General features: G+C 61.5%; 27 protein-coding genes and 1 tRNA gene. 15 read left to right on the plus strand and 13 right to left on the minus strand.

The window, feature by feature from the left end:
- The first annotated feature begins 26 nt into the window (after positions 1–26).
- Positions 27–587, plus strand: a complete 561-nt coding sequence (locus AC5P8Y_RS12395; protein WP_111188626.1) for a GNAT family N-acetyltransferase — start codon at positions 27–29, stop codon at positions 585–587.
- A gap of 7 nt (positions 588–594) precedes the next feature.
- Here AC5P8Y_RS12395 and AC5P8Y_RS12400 read toward each other — a convergent pair whose 3' ends face one another.
- From AC5P8Y_RS12400 to AC5P8Y_RS12415, 4 genes are all read right to left on the minus strand, one after another.
- The gene (locus AC5P8Y_RS12400) at positions 595–1,059 is read right to left on the minus strand and encodes a GNAT family N-acetyltransferase (protein ID WP_111188625.1); all 465 of its coding nucleotides are present in this window, start codon (positions 1,057–1,059) and stop codon (positions 595–597) included.
- A gap of 162 nt (positions 1,060–1,221) precedes the next feature.
- Complete coding sequence (locus tag AC5P8Y_RS12405; RefSeq protein ID WP_321573318.1) at positions 1,222–1,647, minus strand: GFA family protein; 426 nt, start codon at positions 1,645–1,647, stop codon at positions 1,222–1,224.
- 280 nt (positions 1,648–1,927) lie between these two features.
- On the minus strand, positions 1,928–2,380 hold the full coding sequence (locus AC5P8Y_RS12410; RefSeq protein ID WP_049430985.1) for a hypothetical protein: 453 nt from the start codon (positions 2,378–2,380) through the stop codon (positions 1,928–1,930).
- Positions 2,381–2,989: 609 nt separating this feature from the next.
- Positions 2,990–3,412 carry a hypothetical protein gene (locus AC5P8Y_RS12415; protein ID WP_065428086.1) on the minus strand — a complete coding sequence of 141 codons (423 nt, stop codon included), beginning with the start codon at positions 3,410–3,412 and terminating at the stop codon, positions 2,990–2,992.
- Positions 3,413–4,201: 789 nt separating this feature from the next.
- Here AC5P8Y_RS12415 and AC5P8Y_RS12420 point away from each other — a divergent pair.
- Positions 4,202–5,236, plus strand: coding sequence for a hypothetical protein (locus AC5P8Y_RS12420; RefSeq protein ID WP_146257113.1), 1,035 nt, complete (start codon positions 4,202–4,204; stop codon positions 5,234–5,236).
- A 333-nt stretch (positions 5,237–5,569) separates the two neighbouring features.
- Here the strand turns inward: AC5P8Y_RS12420 and AC5P8Y_RS12425 are convergent, their stop codons facing one another.
- The gene (locus AC5P8Y_RS12425) at positions 5,570–5,998 is read right to left on the minus strand and encodes a hypothetical protein (RefSeq protein WP_180849171.1); all 429 of its coding nucleotides are present in this window, start codon (positions 5,996–5,998) and stop codon (positions 5,570–5,572) included.
- Between the two features lie 607 nt (positions 5,999–6,605).
- Here AC5P8Y_RS12425 and AC5P8Y_RS12430 point away from each other — a divergent pair.
- Positions 6,606–7,256, plus strand: coding sequence for a hypothetical protein (locus AC5P8Y_RS12430; protein WP_146257112.1), 651 nt, complete (start codon positions 6,606–6,608; stop codon positions 7,254–7,256).
- A 5-nt stretch (positions 7,257–7,261) separates the two neighbouring features.
- On the opposite strand, the gene AC5P8Y_RS12435 is transcribed toward AC5P8Y_RS12430, so the two are convergent.
- The 3 genes from AC5P8Y_RS12435 to AC5P8Y_RS12445 all read right to left on the minus strand — a co-directional run bounded on the left by AC5P8Y_RS12435 (position 7,262) and on the right by AC5P8Y_RS12445 (position 9,149).
- Entirely contained in the window at positions 7,262–7,795 is a 534-nt protein-coding gene (locus tag AC5P8Y_RS12435) for a hypothetical protein (protein ID WP_053091941.1), read from the minus strand.
- Positions 7,796–7,852: 57 nt separating this feature from the next.
- Positions 7,853–8,206, minus strand: coding sequence for a phage major capsid protein (locus AC5P8Y_RS12440; protein WP_353949959.1), 354 nt, complete (start codon positions 8,204–8,206; stop codon positions 7,853–7,855).
- Between the two features lie 259 nt (positions 8,207–8,465).
- On the minus strand, positions 8,466–9,149 hold the full coding sequence (locus tag AC5P8Y_RS12445) for a hypothetical protein (protein WP_062605942.1): 684 nt from the start codon (positions 9,147–9,149) through the stop codon (positions 8,466–8,468).
- A 103-nt stretch (positions 9,150–9,252) separates the two neighbouring features.
- Between AC5P8Y_RS12445 and AC5P8Y_RS12450 the strand changes: the two genes are divergently transcribed.
- Together AC5P8Y_RS12450 and AC5P8Y_RS12455 are read left to right on the plus strand one after the other, a co-directional pair.
- Positions 9,253–9,420, plus strand: a complete 168-nt coding sequence (locus tag AC5P8Y_RS12450; protein ID WP_194443271.1) for a hypothetical protein — start codon at positions 9,253–9,255, stop codon at positions 9,418–9,420.
- On the plus strand, positions 9,417–10,220 hold the full coding sequence (locus tag AC5P8Y_RS12455; protein WP_495201983.1) for a hypothetical protein: 804 nt from the start codon (positions 9,417–9,419) through the stop codon (positions 10,218–10,220). The genes AC5P8Y_RS12450 and AC5P8Y_RS12455 overlap by 4 nt, the downstream gene beginning before the upstream one ends.
- Positions 10,221–11,191: 971 nt before the next feature.
- Here the strand turns inward: AC5P8Y_RS12455 and AC5P8Y_RS12460 are convergent.
- Both AC5P8Y_RS12460 and AC5P8Y_RS12465 read right to left on the minus strand, forming a co-directional pair.
- Complete coding sequence (locus AC5P8Y_RS12460; RefSeq protein WP_164133518.1) at positions 11,192–11,377, minus strand: hypothetical protein; 186 nt, start codon at positions 11,375–11,377, stop codon at positions 11,192–11,194.
- A 319-nt stretch (positions 11,378–11,696) separates the two neighbouring features.
- Positions 11,697–12,653 carry a hypothetical protein gene (locus AC5P8Y_RS12465; RefSeq protein WP_146257104.1) on the minus strand — a complete coding sequence of 319 codons (957 nt, stop codon included), beginning with the start codon at positions 12,651–12,653 and terminating at the stop codon, positions 11,697–11,699.
- A 243-nt stretch (positions 12,654–12,896) separates the two neighbouring features.
- Between AC5P8Y_RS12465 and AC5P8Y_RS12470 the strand changes: the two genes are divergently transcribed.
- From AC5P8Y_RS12470 to AC5P8Y_RS12485, 4 genes are read left to right on the plus strand one after another with little or no spacing between them, the layout of a single operon-like run.
- Positions 12,897–13,139, plus strand: a complete 243-nt coding sequence (locus AC5P8Y_RS12470; protein ID WP_049431004.1) for a hypothetical protein — start codon at positions 12,897–12,899, stop codon at positions 13,137–13,139.
- On the plus strand, positions 13,139–13,429 hold the full coding sequence (locus AC5P8Y_RS12475; RefSeq protein ID WP_049431006.1) for a hypothetical protein: 291 nt from the start codon (positions 13,139–13,141) through the stop codon (positions 13,427–13,429). Before AC5P8Y_RS12470 ends, AC5P8Y_RS12475 begins: the two co-directional genes overlap by 1 nt.
- The gene (locus AC5P8Y_RS12480; RefSeq protein WP_049431011.1) at positions 13,426–13,647 is read left to right on the plus strand and encodes a hypothetical protein; all 222 of its coding nucleotides are present in this window, start codon (positions 13,426–13,428) and stop codon (positions 13,645–13,647) included. The genes AC5P8Y_RS12475 and AC5P8Y_RS12480 overlap by 4 nt, the downstream gene beginning before the upstream one ends.
- On the plus strand, positions 13,644–13,901 hold the full coding sequence (locus AC5P8Y_RS12485; protein WP_049431013.1) for a hypothetical protein: 258 nt from the start codon (positions 13,644–13,646) through the stop codon (positions 13,899–13,901). Before AC5P8Y_RS12480 ends, AC5P8Y_RS12485 begins: the two co-directional genes overlap by 4 nt.
- Positions 13,902–13,906: 5 nt before the next feature.
- Here the strand turns inward: AC5P8Y_RS12485 and AC5P8Y_RS12490 are convergent, their stop codons facing one another.
- Both AC5P8Y_RS12490 and AC5P8Y_RS12495 read right to left on the minus strand, forming a co-directional pair.
- A complete protein-coding gene (locus AC5P8Y_RS12490) occupies positions 13,907–14,596 on the minus strand; it encodes a hypothetical protein (protein WP_100443549.1) in 690 nt (229 codons plus the stop codon).
- 199 nt (positions 14,597–14,795) lie between these two features.
- A complete protein-coding gene (locus AC5P8Y_RS12495; protein ID WP_111188034.1) occupies positions 14,796–15,389 on the minus strand; it encodes a hypothetical protein in 594 nt (197 codons plus the stop codon).
- Positions 15,390–15,586: 197 nt separating this feature from the next.
- On the opposite strand from AC5P8Y_RS12495, the gene AC5P8Y_RS12500 reads away from it, so the two are divergent.
- The 6 genes from AC5P8Y_RS12500 to AC5P8Y_RS12525 all read left to right on the plus strand — a co-directional run bounded on the left by AC5P8Y_RS12500 (position 15,587) and on the right by AC5P8Y_RS12525 (position 17,640).
- Positions 15,587–15,727, plus strand: a complete 141-nt coding sequence (locus tag AC5P8Y_RS12500; RefSeq protein WP_171968965.1) for a hypothetical protein — start codon at positions 15,587–15,589, stop codon at positions 15,725–15,727.
- Between the two features lie 4 nt (positions 15,728–15,731).
- Positions 15,732–16,151, plus strand: coding sequence for a DNA N-6-adenine-methyltransferase (locus AC5P8Y_RS12505; protein ID WP_196757850.1), 420 nt, complete (start codon positions 15,732–15,734; stop codon positions 16,149–16,151).
- 109 nt (positions 16,152–16,260) lie between these two features.
- Positions 16,261–16,443 (plus strand): hypothetical protein, encoded by a 183-nt coding sequence (locus tag AC5P8Y_RS12510; RefSeq protein WP_049431024.1) that lies wholly within the window; start codon positions 16,261–16,263, stop codon positions 16,441–16,443.
- 11 nt (positions 16,444–16,454) lie between these two features.
- Positions 16,455–16,790: a hypothetical protein gene (locus AC5P8Y_RS12515; protein ID WP_239507133.1), complete on the plus strand. Its 336-nt coding sequence runs from the start codon at positions 16,455–16,457 to the stop codon at positions 16,788–16,790.
- 8 nt (positions 16,791–16,798) lie between these two features.
- Entirely contained in the window at positions 16,799–17,131 is a 333-nt protein-coding gene (locus tag AC5P8Y_RS12520; protein ID WP_239507134.1) for a site-specific integrase, read from the plus strand.
- A 26-nt stretch (positions 17,132–17,157) separates the two neighbouring features.
- Positions 17,158–17,640, plus strand: a complete 483-nt coding sequence (locus tag AC5P8Y_RS12525; RefSeq protein ID WP_239509340.1) for a tyrosine-type recombinase/integrase — start codon at positions 17,158–17,160, stop codon at positions 17,638–17,640.
- A gap of 93 nt (positions 17,641–17,733) precedes the next feature.
- Here AC5P8Y_RS12525 and AC5P8Y_RS12530 read toward each other — a convergent pair.
- Positions 17,734–17,810, minus strand: a tRNA-Arg gene (locus tag AC5P8Y_RS12530).
- Positions 17,811–17,922 lie beyond the last annotated feature (112 nt).

Genomic DNA, 17,922 nt, shown 5'->3' on the forward strand with positions numbered 1-17,922 from the left:
ACTCTCTTTCCACCGACGGGCCCGCCATGCAACTGGCCACCCAACGCTTGATCCTGCGCCCCTGGCGCGACAGTGACGCCGCCGATCTGTACGAGTACGCCCGCGACCCGCGCGTGGGGCCCGTCGCCGGTTGGCCACCGCATGCCAGCGTAGAGGAGAGTGCCGACATCATCCGCACCGTGTTCAACCGACCGGAGGTCTACGCCCTGCAGAGCCGCGAGAACGGGCGTGCCATCGGTTGCGTCGGCATCCTGATCGGTGCAGACAGCAACTTCAGCTTGGGCGAGCGCGAGGGAGAGATCGCCTACTGGATCGGCGTACCGTACTGGGGTCGTGGCCTGGTACCCGAAGCTGTACGTGAGGTGATGCGGCATGCCTTCCTGGATCTGCAGCTGGATGCGTTGTGGTGCGGCTACTTCGACGACAACCTGCAATCGATGAGCGCGCAGGCCAAATGCGGTTTCCGCCATCACCACACCGAGGTCAACCAGTTCAACCGCTTCCTCGCCGACTACCGCACCGAGCACATCAGCCGCATCACTGCCAGGGAATGGCAGGCGCAACAGACCGTATCGCTGCCCACGTGATCACGGCTCAGCCGTCGCTGCGCTGCATGAACAACAGTTCCGGCGTCGAGGCATCTTCCACCGGCTGGAAGCCGAAATCGCGGTAGAGCGCGACCGCCGCGACGTTGTCACGATAGACACGCAGGCTCAGGCGCTGCACATCCGGCGACCGCAGGGCCTCGGCACACAACAACTGCATCAGCACCCGTCCCAGGCCGCGCCCACGCGCCTGCGGCGAGACAATGATGCGGCCCAGGTGGGCAGTGCCGGGCGCGGTCAACCAGTACTGGCCGAACCCCATGCACGCACCCTCCCCGTCCAACAGCACCCAACCCGGGCGCTCGGCCAGTTCAAGAGCCCGTGCGAATGCCTCAGGCAGCAGAGGAAACGCAACGCCCGGGCCAGCCCAGCGTTGCGTCGCTGCAACCGAATCGAGCCAGCCAGCGATACGCGGGTAATGCCGAGGTTGAACCGGCTGCAACTGTGCGGGCATGAGGATGCCTGTGTGGTCTGGTCCACTGATTGTGAGCGGCCCGCCCAACGCCGTCACGCTGCGCGGCAGCCGTTGAATGTTGTCCTGCGACAATGCCCTTGCACCATCACAGTCGCAGCTTCAGCCCTGCAGGTAGGCAGGGCCGTCCCAGCCATCAAGGTACTACGGCAACTCATCGCGAACCTCAACGACGCGTTGCCGGTAGTAGAGATGCATTGTGGGCGCCATGGCAACGTCCAGCCATCCGCCGCCAGCGCGGGCGAGCATGGCGTTGGGAACGACACGCATGCACAGACGGTTCGTGCCGAACACAACCTCGCCGCACGTAGCACAGAAGGTTTTCTTCAGCTGCTTGTGGGGATGGCTGAAGCTTCGCGCATCGAAGGAGGCCATCTGAACCGACGAAGCCTCCCATGCCGTCGCGGAGAACACGGTGACACCGTAGAAGTCCCTGCACGATGAACAGTGGCAGTTGGCGCGTGCGACCGGCTCTCCACCCAGCTCAATGGCGACGTTCCCGCACAGGCACGCTACTCGTATCGACATGATGACCCGAAAGAGAGGGGCAGGCGCGGATTCTACTGCCATATCTGGAACACATGCCGACTGCCCCAGCAGAAAATTCAATCGGCCTTACCCACAGACGCAAAGTGTCGTCCATCGACTTCGGGGTCTTCGGGCTCCTCCTCCCGATACCCTTTCGCTTCAGAGCCAGCAAGCTATCCAGCATGTCGTACCGCACGACGATGGTGTTGATGGCGCGCTCGCCGATGTTGCCCACCTTCTTCACCCGGAGCAAAGTGACGGCAGCGAACTTAACGCGGGGTGTAAAAGAGAAGGGCCCATCGGAGAGCGGGCCCTTCCTTGTTCATTTGCCGGTTGTTGACGACTGGATGGGCTTCGGGGTGGTCAGATCGTAGGCAAAGCATGCAGCCTGCATTTCCGTAAGCGCCTTCCGTCGATCGTGCGACGCCTCTCTGCGATCCGTGATCACTGGGAGCTTCAGACGAATCACGTCAGCGACAGCTCTACGATCAGCAATTGCCGCGGATCCCCCGAACCCAGAGTCCTCCAGCGCCTTTCCCGCCATACCAGAGGCGCCCCCCAATGCACTTAGTCCCGCTATTGCACCGGCGTGCTTGGCAGCGTTCGCCGCCGTAAGTGCAGGTGCGATGACCGTGCCCGCGACCAGCCCGATGCCGTACACCCAGAGGGACGCCTTTCGCTGATCAACGGATTTGTTCTCCATCCCGAGGATGAGCTTCTTGCATTCCGCCAGTACCGCTGGCAACGCCTCCTCAACGTCCGAGGCGTCATCCACCTCCTCTCCAGGCTCATACCATCCGTCGCGGGGAAGCCTCCTCGGAGGCTTGACTCCGCTGGGATCAGGCGCCTGGGCCTGACCGTCAACGGGGGGCGGCGGAGGTGGAGGTGGAGGTGGAGGTGGAGGTGGAGGTGGAGGTGGTGCTACGGCGGCCCGGGAAGGATGGCCAACGAAAGAGACGTTGTAGGGTGCAGTGGCCCCCCCCTTGGTTGAACAACCAACGCAAAGCACAGCCGCAACCAGAACAGCGGTCATCGCCTTCATGTTGCCCCCTGTCGGCGGCGTCATGCCACCGCTGGGGCCTTTACTACCACAGGATTGCGGTTTTCACGGGACCGACAATCCGACGCTGCCTGCATTTTGCCGGGGCCCAGTTTGGCGGACACCGGTTGCATGGCCTGCGGCCGCGTGAATCCAGCCTCCACCTGGGCCAGGTACCCAGCCCGGACGCACTGCGCCAGTAGTAGTGCTGGTCGACACGGGGTACACCGGGTTCGTCGAAGATGGCCTCTATCCGTCACTCCGTCTGATTGACGATTCGATCATCGGCGGCCGAGTCCGCCTCACCCAGCACCTGCATGGCGTTGCATGACCTGCCGCGCTTGGTTATTGCTCGCGGGTCAGGCGAAGGTTCCCATCGGACGGCAGCAGGATTCGATAGACCTGCCTTTCGCCCGCGTTGATGGTCAGGTTCTGAGACGTTGAAATGTTCGGGCAGGCGCCGCCGCCTGTGTCGAGCTTCACGAAGTAGGAGCCTGGTGATACATACAGAGTGGCGGCTTCGGACTGGCGAATGTCCATCACCTTCTCATTGTTGAGAGAGATGGCATGCGTGCAGGCAGATCCATGGAAACCCTTGTCCCGCATGATGTAGATCTGCGCACTACGGTCCGGCGACGGCGCCAAGCGTTCGGCCTTGTAGATACGATCAGGAGGCACCGGCCTGGCGGTTTCCTCCGTGACGGGGACCGTGGAACAGCCGATTAACGTGGCCATTGCGGCCGCAGCACCAAGCATTCCTTTCCGCATGATCCCCTCCGTTATTGTTGGCTGATTCTACTGCGCGTCCGCACTTGCGCAATTCCGAACGGATCGGCAGAAAGATTACCTTACGGCATTGCGATTCAATTGCCGCGCGGCAATCCAACTCCAGCCGCCCACCAAGCCTCCCGGCAGAGGTGGGCAGCCAAAGTGTTGAGAGCGATCCAGACGAAGATGGCCGGGGGTGCACGAGGTCGGCAAGTAGCGCGAGGCGCCGCTGGGCCGGTATGTGCGCTGGGCACTTCGCTGTCTATCCGATCCGCTTGTCGCCGTGCACAAGAACACGGTATGGCCATCACCGGAGTGCCGTTGCGACAGGTGCAGATCCTGGCCGGGCATGCCGACTACGCCACTACTGGAAGTGCTACGAGCACCTCTCCCCCTGAGGGCGATGACGGTGCGGTGGCGAAGCCAACCTATTGATTCGCCATTACCACCACTGTGACCAAATGGCGCCTTTTGATGGCCCGATATGGCCTGTGGCGATATAGCGGCTTTCGCAAGTTGTTGATTCTGGCGACCCCGGCCCGATTCGAACGGTCGACCTTCCCCTTGGGAGGGGATTTCGTCGCCCGCTCAATCAGCAACTTACGAAGTGCCTGGGACCAGCGTGGGTCCATTGCCACTCGATCACACGACGCTGGTGATTACTGCCCCATCAGGGAACCCAAGAGGCAGGGCTGGCAAATGTCCACCTTTCCCAACAACCCATGCTACGTGACCAAAGAGTTCTCCCGCCAAAATCGGCAAAAGCTCGCGCTTGGTTGAAGAGTATAAGTGAAGCGCCAGCACGTTCACGCTGCGCTTACATTGCACGCCAATCTACAACTCCAGGAAGGAACTGAAATGCGTTTGAAGGCTGCAAAGGTCATTCTCGGAATATCGCTTTTCACAAGTGCCCTCTCCGCACACGCAATCGACTCAATAACCTGTGATGATTGCACTTTGACAAAGCGTCAGATGCAGTCAAAGGCAGGAGGAGACGGAGACTACTACTTCTGGGATTTCAAGAATCGACGCCTGTACCACATGAACGTATCCGGTAGTGGCGGCCCGCTTTATCGCGCAGCTGCCGCTCCAGGCGGAACAAAAGTAAAGGAAATCATGCTGACTGCGGACGAACAAGCAATGTTCAATGCGGGCATGCAGCTCTACGACGCGAATGGCCGGTCTGAGACGGTTAGAGTCCAAGCGCCTGTATATGACAGCCGCGCTGCGCTCAACTCATTCGGTGGCGCGATCGCCGCAGCGCCCACCCAGGCTATACCACTCGCCGATCCACCTCAGACCTACCCGATGAATGCAATGGATGCGGTGACGACACCGGCTTGGCGTGAGGCGGCTATTGCGAAAACACTATCCTACGACAATCTCGGGCCTTTGCGGTTTGTGGGAGAGACCCTTCGTGTTCTCGTTTCAGGCTTCTCTCAAGCCGTCAACATCACAAAGCTGCCGAGCCCCTTCAGCATCGTAACCACTATTCCCTTCCCTGACGGCTCTTACATTCTCGTGCAATACACCTATCAAGATCACGGGTACAGATACATCCGTGGATCCGGGCGAGACGCAGCAGGCAATGTGATTCCTGACGGGCAGAAGGATATTGCGAGCCCCGATCAAGCTTCCCAAACGTACATTTATCCGACGGGCCCACTTGCGGCAGGCCCGGGTGGTGAGATGATAAGACACCTCGACAACCTGGGTGTCCGTTGGATCGGCGCAAACTCTCCACCGGTATATGTTGGTTTCCGAATCGGCTGTTCCTACACTCCCTCAGGTGCACAATGCCAAGTGAACTCCCTAACCCCATAGAACGTGGATCAGAGCGACTGATCCACGGAAACGGCATTCTTATCCGGGCATTTTTGATCCTGACGATGAGCTCTGCAGTATGGATGCTGGCCGGACTGTCGATCGGAAGGGGTGCCAAGGGCGCTCTTGTCTGGCCGTACATCATTCCATCCCTCGTCTTCATCGCGCTCATCGTTTCCTATAGAGCGAGGGTGCGGAATGCCGAATGGTTCACCAATAAGCCACGGACGCTGTTCCTGCTTACTCTGTCTTGGATTGCCTGCGCAGTTGGGCTTGTTCTTTCAGTAGCACCCTTCTGATGACTGAGCCCTGCCGTCGTGATGGCGGTGGGGCTCACATTTCCTCATGAGGGCTGCGCCCTACAGCACCAGTGCTCTCTCGCCTGAATCGACAGGTCACCCTCGCACGCGCCTCCAGCCGATACTCGATGGAACCGTCGGCGCGTTCCACCTTGAACGCATAGGCGTCCGGCACATTGGGGTCGCCCGCAGCGCGAAGGGCAACCTGGCCCGGGTCGGTCAGGTCCTCGGCCACCTCCACCTGAGGGTCACCGGCGTTAGTGATGCCCTTGCCCTTCAGCGCCACCAGGGTGTCCAGCGTGTCGTACTGGACGATGTTGGTGCTGATGCCGCGCTCACCGATGCTGCCGACCTTCTTCACCTGCGCGAAGGTCAGGGCCTTGAACTCGGTCTCGGGCAGATCGGTGTGCAGGTTGTTCTCCAGGTACCGCTGGATGATAGTCTTGTCGCTGTGCTCGCACATCTTGCGGGTGGCGAGCAGGTTGAACTTCGACCAGGCAGCAGCAGCGTGTTGGCGATCAACGCCGTGTTCGTGCCGTTGAACACGTTGAGCAGTGCCTGATTGAGCATACCCACGATCAGCTCGGAGTCGGTAAAAGCTGTCCAGCTGCCAGTCGGGGCAGCAGTCGGAATCACGCCAGCGGCATTGAACAGGCCGGTGAAGCCCTTACGGCAGGGTAAGGTGAATCATCGTGCGGCCTCCTTCAGCTGCAGCCGGGAAAGGGTGACGTTCAGGGCGGCCAGCTCGTCCATCTTCATGACGAGCCACATGCGGCGTTGCTCGTGGATGCCGTTGAAACTGCCCAGGTGGCAGCCCTTGCACAGGCCACGGTGGTGTAGTGCTGCCCCTACTTGATGTGGTGGGCGTCGCTCGGTCCTGGTCGGCTACAGACACTGCATGGCAGCAGCTTTACTGCTTCCACGTGCCGCTCCTCTGCAGGAGTGAACGCCTTCTAGTTCTTCGAGCGCATCAGCAGCCCTCCCAGATCGGCAGGGGAGTGCGTATCCTCCCGCCATGGATAGGGGGAAATATCGACATGGGCTCGAGGAATCGGATCAACTGGATCACGGTGCTGCTGTACGTCGCGCTGATCACGGCGGGCTTCGGTGCAGCTCTTGGGCTGCTGTCCCTGACCGGACAGATATCGCTTGGCAAAGACGCGCCCGCGTGGGTTCAGGCCATTGGTAGCATCGTGGCCATCCTTATCGCTGTTGCAGTTCCTTCGGCTCAGCACTATCTGACTGAGAGAAAACAAGAGCGCGAGATGGCCGATAAGGCGCGCAGCCTGGGGCTGATGCTGCTGCCACACATCCAAGAGTTTGCCGAAAGAAACAATGCTGTGTGGACCGACGAGGATCCGGACGAACACGCGCAGTCTCTCGGTGAAGATGCCTGCGTGATCGGTCCGCTCGCTGAGAGTGCACTGAACATTCCACCAGCTATCACCGCAGTGATTTCGCGAATTCATGAACTTGGCCCTGCAGCCGAAGGCCTCCAGCGCGCGATCTACAACGTCACACGCGCTCGCGAGCTGATGATCGTCACCGGCGCCACCGTCGAGCACCTTCAAAGCGGCCCTCTGTATAAATCTCGAATGGCCACCTACAGCAAGAGCAAGTTCTATGGCCTGCTCTGGGACACGCTGGCGGCTCTGACCACTTCGCAGAATCGCATCGAGGCGTTTTTCTTCCGCCCTTCCGCGCTTAATCCCTCTGATTGATTCTTTCACGCCACTCTCCTGTTCTGCCCGGCCATTTTCCAGAACTCGGCGCGCACGTCGTCGAGCATCACATGGGTGTAGCGGCGGCCGATGTACTCGGTCAGACCGTCGAACAGCTCCTGGAACCGGGCCTGTTCCATCTCGCCGAATGACAGGCTCTCTGCGCGCTTGACCGGGATGGTGCGGATTTCCGGCAGCGCGCCGGCCGGCACCTTGCGGGCGCCTGCACCCAGAGGCGCCTCGCAGGCGTCCAGCACCGCGGCGATCACTGGGGTGGCGTCCATTTCCACGATCTCGCAGCAGACGTCAGCGTCCAGCTGCAGACGCTTCACCGCATCGTGCGCGCCCAGCTGCTCCCCGCCTTCGACGATGTCGACCATCAGGTGTCCGATCTTGTGGATGAGGCGGTGCTGCGATTCCTCGCGCGGCTGCTTCAGCTCGCCGCGGGTCTCCCGGCCCACGCGGAACTTGCGATCGCGTAGCAGGCGCTGGTCGACGGCATTGGCCGCCTGCGCGGAGGTGTTCTTCTGCTTTGCCATGATGGTCTCCGAGGGACGCCCGCGCTGGGGCGTCCCTCCGTTCGTGGGCCGAGGCAGTTAAGCCGCAGCGCCGTGCTTGAAGGTCTTCACCGCGCCGCCCACGTCAACCAGGTTGCCGCCAGAGCGCATCCAGACCATGAAGCCCACCTGGCCCTTCTTCACATAGGCCGAGTCGTTGAAGCGGAACAGGGTCACTGCCATCACGTCGCGGATCTCGTAGTAGCTGAAGTCGCCGAACGCGATCGAGGTGGCGCCTGCGGCCGGGGCGGGGCGTGCTGGTTGATCTGGATATCGCGGTTCAGCAGACGATCCGGCGCACCGCCCGGATTGTCCTGCTCGTAACCCGGCACGAAGATCGGCCGGCCCGTCGAAGTCGCCGGCAAGCCGAGCGTTCGCGTTATAGGCGGCCAGCCGTGACCGACTACGACTTCTTCGCCGCCATGGCCGGCGGCACCCCGCCCATCACCCCACCCACTGCCCCCCTGCCCTGCGCTCTCCCCCTGTAGCGCAGGGAGCCCGCGCCGGCCGGGCTCCACCGGCCGGCAACCCATCCCAGGAGTCCAGCGTGCGCAACCACCTCGACATCTTCGATCACGACCTCGCCCGCATTGCAGCAGCGGTGCGCTTGCCTACTGCCGCCACAGCATGCTGCGGTCTGAGCGCAGGAACCTCAGGCGGGGTCCTGCAGCGCAACTTCGAATGCGGCGGCAGAGCAATGCTCTGCGTCGGATCGGATCCGTCGAAGCCTGGACAGGGTGAGATTGAACGAGACTTGCCACTCCGCTCGCCTCACAGTGAACCCATCCTCCGTTTGTCCAACGTCGGGCCAATTGCTGTAGGAAGAAAACGAGCTCCTTTGAATGTAGAGGTCGCCCAGCAACCGTCCAAGCCTCAGCCCTATGGCGGGGCTACAAACGTGGAAACTCGGAAGCATCCGCCCAGCATTCTCGACACTGAGGCTATGCGCCTGATCGGACATTGTCTTACGTGCAGATTTGCTCGCAATGAACTCTTCGAAAGCGAAAGCTCTCCCGTCTTCCATCAAGCTAATACAAGCCGTCGACCATCGGACGACGGCTTCGAGCTCAGCAGAAAGAAAGGAAAGAATGACCCGCTCCTGACGAGCTCTCTCTTCCATTTCACGTTGCTCAGCAGTCGCCGCCTTTTCCCTAGCCTCTCGTTGACTAGTCTGAGAGAGCTCGTTGGCCTGATAAGCGAGATACGCAACCGCGATAGCGCCGAGGAGAGCAATTTCCGCAGCACCCATTGCCACACCAACAGCCCAAGCGTCCCACCACACCTCACAAGTACTGCTAAGCGGCCAGCACTGAATTACGCCGTCCAGCATGCTCATTCCCTGATCCCCCTTTGGACTCGGCCGCATTCTGCCATGGCCCGGTGCCCGGAGGCGTGCTGTGCATAGCCAGCTCGACATCCTCGATCACGACCCAGCCCGCATGGCAACGGCCAACCGAGCAGCCGCCGAGCGCGCACTGCACCACGTGCAGTTCACCGCCACCGTCCGACAGGAACGCCATGAGTACTACCTGGGCGAAGCCGAACGCTGGGAACACCTCCCCGCGCACAGCGAGCGCTCCACCAACAGCAAGGACATGCATGCATGAGCAACCACAAGACGACCCAAGCGGACGTGTGGCTCGGTGGGACGGCCAGGCTGGAGCATGTGCTGCCACCGCTACCGTGGACGACCTACAAGGCCTACAGCGACGCAAGCGACCTTTCTTCCGTATGGCTTCAACGGCTCTCACCAGCGCCGCCATGGAGCCCACCGCGGCCTCTTCTTAGGCCCCGCGAATATACGTGCGTTGATCTCTTCGAGGGCTTTCTCCAGCTCCGTGTCCGCAATCTCCAGATGCGTGTCCAGAATGTTCAAAATCAGAATCCGATCTTCAGCGCCAGGTCGCAGCGCACTTCTAACTTGGTACTTCATTTTCCTGGCCGCGACAGCGCAGGCCACCGCGACCGCAAGTCCTTGGGCCGCTTTGTGCAGCTCGTGGATGCGATGGAGGTTTTCTCGTACGGAAGCCGGAGCTTGAAGAACGTCACCGCCCTCTGCCTCAAAGCTTTCATTAATGGCTTGGGCGTGATCGTGTTGGATGTGGTGCCGCAACTTCCGAATGCGTTCGTGCCACTCCTGAACATCGGGCTCCAAGAGCGTGGACAGGCCAAGGGCTCGTTCCAGCGCTTCTTCCCGTCTGCGTCTCTGTTCTCGAAGCGATATTTGCAGCGCCAGAAACGCGGCAAAGAACGTCCCAATTGCCGACCATGCATCCCAGTCAACCAGACATTTACTGCCGAGCCACCAGCACTGACTGACGCCATCCAGCATACTCATTCGCTGATCCCCCTGTGGATTCGCCGGCATTCTGCCACGCCATGGCGCGTGGAGAGCTGCCATGGGTGACCGGCTGCTCACCGCTGTACAGGCCAAGCACACAGCGCGCGTCTTCCTCAGCGAGGCGCGAGCGCGGCGGCATGGCCTCGGGGCTACTGGTTCTCGTTCAACGCCGCTCAGCGCGCGCGTTTGCGCGCCACCGCCCCGCCCCACTGCCGGAGCCGCCGCGCGCACCGGCACTGCCGGCCCAACTGGATCTGTTCGCATGAGCGCTCTAGCGTTTCCGCTCAGCCTCAAGCTCCCCCAGCACAGCCGCCAAGCCGCGATTGCTGGCTGGCAATCGCTCGATCATGCCGGGTCTCCCCAGGCTTTCCCGAGTTGAGCCATTCCATCGCCCACGTCCGAAGCACCAGGTTTGCCGCTTCCAGAACTACCTAGTGGCGAGCATTCCTCTACCCATTCGCGAGCCGAGGGCCGAACACCATGAGCAGAGTTGCGCCCGGCTCCAGAAGCTGTTGCGCCGCATCCCCCTCCAGATGCTCACCGTGGTGAACCTGCCTAGCCAGTGCATCCAACAAATCGGCGAGCGACCGGTCAACGCCAGGAGCCACGGTGCTCGGATCTGCTGCCTTTCCCCACAGTTTCCTTTGCCGCCTTGTCGTCTAGCAACCTGGCCTCGTACCAGTCCAGATACCACTCCAAGTAGTCGCGGACCTTTGGCAGGCGCGCCGAGATCCGCCCCCCCCTTGGGTCAGTTCTGCTTCTTTCGCGGCACGTATTCTCTCCGCCTCACGGGCGTCAGGTTGCCCAATGGACCAACGAAAGCGCTCGCCGCCTTCCGCCCAGTCGAGGTGGGCCTTGCTGCCGCGCCAGTAGAGTCGAACCTTTGCCATTCCTCTGCACCTTCGATCGCGGCATAGAGCGCCGCCTTTTCGTACAACTGCTTTCCCATGAAGCGGCGGGAGTGAGCCCATAGCACATGGCGTTCTTCCTGAACTGGCTATTGGAGACGCCGCAGTAGTGGGCGGCTTCGTCAACGGTCAGCCAATCCTCCACTGATAAATCGAGCCTTTCAGCGGCGCCCATTGGCGCCTCCTGCGGCCCTCCTGAGTCAAGAAGTGCGCCTTCTGAAGCACGGTCACAGTACCGAACTGGATGCACGCATCCCCCAGCGGCTGCGCGTACTGGCCGGCGCCCATGGCGGCCGCTACGGTTTCGGTGCTCACCATGGTCTCTCCTGCATAGGTGCCCGCCCCGCAACCGGCTGATGCGCGAGGATGTGGTTGGTCCGGGGGGGGGCTGCGGGCGCAGAGGGCCGATCACCACCGCTGCCTAGGCGCTGCCCGGCCTCTAAAGGCCGTGCGCAGACCGCACGCCTGCGTTGTCGCCAACCCCAATCGCCTCACGGCGAGCGGAGGGGCTTTCGGCGCGGAGGTTGATCGGTGTTCGGGTCCCGGAAACGCAGAAGCCCCAGCGCAGGGCCGGGGCTTCAGGGACAATTATTGACAGTTGCAGAATTAGTTCATTTCCTAACGTCACTGTCAATCACTTCGGGATGGGGCGACCCAGCTCCTCATGCAAGCCGGCCTTCTCGCCAGTCTCGTTCATCGGGAGGATGGCTTGCGAAAGATCTGTAATCTCAGAACGCTGGTTTCTGACCTTGCGCGAATTCTCCACTCGATTCAAGTAATCGCCCAATGTCAGCATATTCATGACGCTGGTGGACTGCGACCCCTGGGTGGCGGCTTGCTTGAGCGAATGCATCTGATTTGCTAGCCCGGCCTTGTCGCGCTCAAGCTCACGAATGCGGTTTTCTGCATGTTTGAGTGCCTGCGTGTCAGTCTCACCTTTACTCTCGAGCCGCTCTTTGCTTTCCACAGCTTCGCGGAGCTGTTCGTCCTTCTGGGTCAGCTGGTCACGGAGCTCCCCTACCGCCATGAATATCTTCGAAACATCAGCATCGGGGACGACATCCACCCAATTCTCGATCGACCCAACTACTTCTAGCTGGAGCGTCCGGATTGATTCGAGCACTTCATCAAGGTTGCGCATAGCGACTTGAGCTCGGACCTCTGGAACCTGCTGCTTCTGAGAGTCAGCAACGAAAGTGGCGACCCTTCGCTCCAGCGCAAGCGTTTTGGTCAGAATCAAACGCAGACCACGCACAGCCATCCGGCCACTTGCATATAGCTTACCGTCTTGGTTGATAGCTGCCATCGCTGTCGAGATCCTCGCCCCGACCACGCCCGTTACCACAGCGACAACGATTTGCAGCAAGGCATTGTAGTTCTCACCTACAGCTTTGGGTCCGAACCAGCCCAGCACGACGCCGACCACTATGAGTAGAAAAGTATAGGGGTCCAGAACGACCTTCAGGAATACTCCCCAAGGTCTAACCACTCCTACGAGCCAACGGCCAAAACCATAGAATGCCCCTCCACCGGACGTTGGAGTGCCACTCTTCACATTTGCTGCATTCTCCGCCGCAGGATCGCCTGCCATGATCTTCCCCTGACGTCACACCGCCATTCGGCCCCGGATCCAGTCTAGGGCCTTGACTAGCTCATAGCGATACTGTCGAATCGTTAACGAACCGCCATACCTCTCAGCCACCATACGCGCCTTGCCCGCGCACAGAAGGCGGCAGCCGACGCCGCGGCAGAGGCAGCGGCCCAGCAGCAGACCGAACCGGTGGCAGCCGCGCCGGCAGCGACTGCGGCACCGGCGCGAAGCGCTCCGACGGCAATGGCCAGCACCCCGGCACCGAACGCCGCGCCGCGCGAGGTCGCCAAGATCAAGCTGGGCGACATCAACGCGCGCATCGCCCCGCTCTTGATCAGCGCCGACGGTCTGGCCCTGCTGGGGTTCAAGCCGATCAATCCCACCGGTGCCACTAAGCTCTACGACCAGGCGCAGTTCCCGGACATGTGCCGGGCCATGATCCACGGTCTGCAGGATGCGGCCGACCAGTACCCGCTGGCCGCGTGATGGAGCTCTGGCGCACCAGCGAACTGCAGGCCCTGCGCCAGATGGAGGGCCGCGACGCGATGACCGTCGCGGATGCCCTCGGACGCTCGCCCCGTGCGGTTCAAGACATGGCCCGCTGCCAAGGGATGCCGGTACCGCGCCAGCGTCATGCCCGGTACTGGCCGGCCACCACTAAACGCCGCGCCCGGCAGCTCCGGGCCAGCGGCAACACCGTCAACCAGATCAGCGCCGCGCTGGGTGTCCCGTTCGGGACGGTGCGCCGCTGGGTCTACGAAGGAGCAGCAGCATGACCAGCATCCACGTGAAGCCCGTCTTCAGTGGCGCGACCGACCGCGAAAAGGACCAGGCCCGGCAGAAGCTGGCGAGTGACATCGCACGCTTCAAGGCCGCCGGCGGCAAGGTCGAAATCTCGGGCACAAGCGGCATCGACAAGAGCACGATCAGCCGCAGGCAGGTGGTTGAGGCTCGACACGGTCGCCGCGGTGGTAAGAAGGCAGCAAAGGCATGAGCCGCCACATCGAACGCCGCGCGCCCAAGGAGACGCTGGGCTTCGCTTGGGGCCGGTTCCCAACCGTCGACGGCAGCGCAATCACCTGGCGCCTGTACCGCCGCGACCACCGCCGTGCGCTGCACATGCACGCAGAGACCTTCTTTGCCCAAGAAGACCGCGCAGTGATCGCCAGGCACCTGCGCCGCGCGCGCCGCCACCTTCGCGACCAGGTGGATGAGATCGACCTAGTTGCGATGGGGCTGGCAGAGTAAGCAATTTAAGCGACCGGGATTCTTTCCTGTCCCTCGGTGCGCTCGCTTTCGCTGAGAACCTCCTCGCGGAAGCGATCGACCAGATCAGGAGCGATGCTAGCCACGAATTGAAGTTGCTGCCGCAGCACCTCCAAAGCCATCCGCCTGCCGGTGTACGAGACGCTGATACGTGTAGCCATGATCGTCGGTATCGGCTGGTGCTCGTGGATGTGCGCGGCGATGTGGCAGGCAGCCGCGTTGATATCCCTGCTGTGGCTGATCATCGTCGCCAGGTCCGCGCCGAGATCTACGGACAGGTAGTGGATCCGCTCGGCGATGGCTTCCGCGCTGGGCAACAAAGGTTCGGCGAGGCGCTCAACTGCGTTTTTCACGGCGCGCCAATCTTTGACCCTGCTCGGGTCGAGTGTGGGCAATGCGTCAAGTTCAGCCGCGTAGGTCTGGATCTTCTTCGGCACAGCGGTCACTTCGTGAAGCAAAAGGCGTCCAACGATTCGGGCTTGTGCCTTCCACAGAACCTGAGAGTCCAGGTGTTGCCTCGCAGCGATAGTTGCGGCTTGCCGGGATGTGCGCCACGCAAGGAAAGCAACCAGAACAGTCACCAGACCCACGGCTGCGGTGGCGATGGCTCCCCACCCCGCCCAGAACGTCGCGCACTCCGCCTTCATCGAAAGGCATTCACCAAATCCCAGAGCCATCCCATGGTCCCCCTCTCTGTGCTGGAGCCGATTCTGCCATGACCTTCATCCATCGGAACGAGCGGGTCTAAGTGTAGGAACGGCTCTGACGAACTACCGTCGTCTGGAGCGAGACCAGCAACCGCGACATGATCCTGACCGACCGCCGCGGCGCGCGATCATGCGATCCAATCAATGCTGATCGCTGAACCACAGACACTCAACTCCCTTGTTCGTGGCCTCCAAGGTCAATACCGGTGAGCTTCTTTATCGCGAGCAAGACGTTCTGGGCGGCGAGCTCCACGTTGTCAAGAGCCGTCGTGTAATCAGAGAGTCTATGAAAAGGATGATTACCATACATATCAATCTCCTCGCCGGCGTCCAGAAAGGCATTCAGCACATCAAGGCTGGACTGCAAATTGGAGACACCAATAGAGATCATTTCCAGGCCATCAGAGAGGATGACAAATGGAACTTGCCCCTTAACCCTCAGAAGACCTGAGACAGTCTTGGCGTCGGCCCCAGCGGCCAAGGCCTTCGGTATTTCAGGCAGGATCTTGTTCTTAATCGTCTTAGTTTGATCCCGCACGTCGAGGATTTTCGGAAGAAGACGATTGATTTCGATAAACGAGATCTGACGCTCTCGCGTGGCACGCCTCTCGCTATCCACCTTGTAGTTGCGAGCGGGAACGTACACCGCGAGAAATGTGGCAATGGCAGCAGCCCAACCACCGATAGCAGACACGGCCGTCCAGTCAAGTCGACAGGTGGGCGCGAAATTGAAGCAAGGAACCATGACTTCAGCAACGATCATCTGGCCATTTCCATATGGTGGAGACGCCATTCTGCCATGGAGAGCCGCCGTGTCTGACACGGCGCTCAGCGCTAAACCAGATAACGGCGCGCTTTCGGCGACGGGCAACCATCGGAATCTGCACATTGGGGCTGCCCACTGCTCCATCCTGCCTAGTAATCCATTTGCCACGACTGCGCGTCTCTCGGAGATTGCCCATGACTGACCAGCTGCTCACCGCCGCAATGGTCCACGTGTTCGCCCTGGCCGGGTTTGCGGCCGGCATCGCCACCCTGTGGGCGATCAGCCGCGCATGCCTTGCCGCGCGCGCCGGGCTGCGCTGGTGCTGGCGGAGGTGAGCTCATGGCCAATAAGTTTGGAAACGCCGACGGCGGCGGCTTCAACAAGGAAACGTGGCTCACGCCGCCACACATCCTCGCCGCGCTCGGTCCCTTCGACCTCGACCCCTGCGCAGCCCCTTCGCCACGCCCTTGGCCGTCGGCCGCCAGGCACATCGAGTTGCCCGGGGACGGCCTGACGGCGGAGTGGCAAGGTCGGGTGTGGTGCAATCCGCCATATGGGGCCCAAGCCGTTCGCTGGCTTCAGCGGATGGCGGAACATGGGAACGGTGTGGCTCTGGTTTTTGCACGAACCGAGACGACCATGTTCCAGGATCAGGTCTGGCCACGGGCCCACGCAGTTCTGTTCTTGCGCGGCCGCATCGCGTTCTGTTCACCAGACGGCAAACCAGCAATGAGCGACGGGCACCGTCCGTCCTCATAGCCTACGGGGAATCCAACGCGCGGCAGCTGGCCGCATGTGGGCTCGAAGGGTATTGCATGAAGCTCGAACCGGCATTTCGAAAGAACGATGACCTGTTCGGGGCTGCCGCATGAACGCCCAGCTCTTCCCCCGCGAACCGCGCCGCATGAAGCAGCCGGCCAAGGACGTGCTGCGCGAGCAGCTGGTGGTCGCGGCCGATGAAGTGATCTGCCTTCGCGCAGAGGTTCTGCGCATGCGCGATGCAGCAACCCAGGCCACCAAGCAGCTGCGCGCTCCGCTGGCCACGAACTAAAGGAGGACCGGATGAGAGCTGCTGAAAAGCTGGACATCGTCGGAAAGGACTGGCTGACCGTGGACGAGGCCGCGCACTACTGCGGGGTGTCACGAAGCCAGTTCGATTCGGACATCGCCGACTACGGCATCGAACCACGAAATTTCATGGGCAAGAAGCTCTACGAGAAGGCTGCCCTCTACTCTGCAATCTACGGCTCCAAGCAATGGTCAAGGTCACAATCGTCTGGCGCGATGGCGCCGCGTACCTCAACTGGCGGGAAGGCGGCAAGCGAAGCCGTGTCGCCATTGGTCGCGTCAGCCCACGCGAGGCTGAGCGCGTACGAGCAGCGAAAGAAGCGGAACTGACCCATGGTGTGCGCATCCTCCCCCGGCTGCCCACTGTCAGGGATTTCCTGGAGGCGTACCTGGACTGGTACAAGGTGGAAGACCCGACTACGCACGGCAAGGCAAAGAGCGAGGTCCGACTGTTCATTGCTCGCTTCGGCCATCGATCGATCGACACCCTGCGCCCGATGGAAATGGAGTCATACAAGACAGATAGCCTGACCAAGGACAAGGTGGCACCAGAGACCGTGGGCAAGGAGGTGCGTAGGCTGCAGGCCGCGTTCCGGCGTGGCGTGAAGTGGAAGAAACTGGACTTCAACCCGCTGGAGGAAACCCAGGCACGCGCGGCGTCCGCAGCGTAGCGGTGCGGTTCTACGACCGGGCGGCGATGCGCAAGCTGTATCGTGCGAACCCCGGTCGGCCCCCCCTGTGGCTTTTCATGGCCCACACGGGTCTGCGCCGTGGTGAGCTGGTTGGACTGGGCAAGGATTCGGTGGCAGGGAGCAGACTCAGGGTCGAGAGCGATCCAGACGAAGATGGCCAGGGACGCACGAAGTCGGGCAAGTGGCGCGAGGTGGTGCCGCTGAACCGGTATGCGCGCTGGGCGCTTCGCCACCTACCCGATCCGCTGGTGACCGTGCACAGGGACACACTGTCCGACTGGTTCGCCTCAGATGCCAAACGTGCGGGAATCGGTGGCAGCCTCCACCGGCTGCGGCACACCTTCTGCGCCCACATGGTCATGGCCGGAGTGCCATTGCGACGGGTGCAGATTCTGGCCGGGCACGCTGATTACGCCACGACCGAGAAGTTCTACGCTCACCTAACGCCCGAGGGCGACGATGGCGCGGTGGCGAAGCTCAGGTACTGAGCAGGAGCGCTGGGACTACTGGGACCAAATCCTGTGGATATGCGGGAAACAGTGGGAAATGCTCACCACTGAGTCCGCCTAAGTTATTGATTCTGGTGACCCCGGCCCGATTCGAACGGGCGACCTTCCCCTTAGGAGGGGGACGCTCTATCCAGCTGAGCTACGGGGCCATGCAGCCGGGAAGTTTACAGGCAACACACCCTGCCCTCCAAGCATTCGTGCTCCACACGGCGGCGCTGGCGCGTTGCACCATGGCCGGACAGGCCGCTCTGCTACCATCGG

It is taken from the genome of Stenotrophomonas sp. YJH_SMC_12-1, assembly GCF_059370935.1.